2 protein-coding genes are annotated in these 502 nt (G+C 61.0%); one reads left to right on the top strand and one right to left on the bottom strand.

The features are described from left to right. A partial coding sequence (locus PKE99_RS39550; protein ID WP_271215203.1) for a hypothetical protein occupies nucleotides 1-213 on the bottom strand: 213 nt, incomplete at its 3' end. Nucleotides 214-262: 49 nt separating this feature from the next. Between PKE99_RS39550 and PKE99_RS39545 the strand changes: the two genes are divergently transcribed. Further along, nucleotides 263-502: aminotransferase class IV (locus PKE99_RS39545; protein WP_271215202.1), on the top strand; the 240-nt coding region annotated here is incomplete at its 3' end.

Below are 502 nucleotides of genomic sequence, written 5' to 3'. Positions count from 1 at the left end.
ACGCGAGCCGGGGCCGAACAGCTGGCAGCGGTTCGGGCGGGCGGGGGCAGCGGGCTGGATGCGGAAGCTCATCGACGTCTCTCTGCAAGTAAATTTCAGGGATGGATGCGGAATGGTTAGATTGTTGCGCAGGCGTTGGCAAGCAGGATTTGCGAATGCAGCTTTGCGTGTGCGGCATAGCGGCGAGGATGAATGCTTGACCTGCCCTGCCATCTGCCGCACACCGCTGGGGGTTCCGGGCAAGATTCAAAGGAAATTCAAGATGAGCCGCACCGTCTATGTGAACGGGGACTACATGCCGGAAGAAGAGGCGAAGGTCTCGGTCTTCGACCGTGGCTTCCTGATGGCCGATGGCGTCTATGAGGTGACCAGCGTGCTGGGTGGCAAGCTGATCGACTTCGACGGTCATAGCAAACGCCTGGCCCGCAGCCTGACCGAGCTGGAGATGACCAACCCGCATTCCGATGCCGAATGGCTGGCCATCCACCGCGAAGTGGTGGCG

The organism is Pseudonocardia halophobica, assembly GCF_027922425.1.
Lineage (GTDB): Bacteria > Actinomycetota > Actinomycetes > Mycobacteriales > Pseudonocardiaceae > Pseudonocardia > Pseudonocardia halophobica.
Note: the sequence above shows the minus strand (reverse complement) of the source record. Positions and strands in the feature narration are given on the sequence as shown.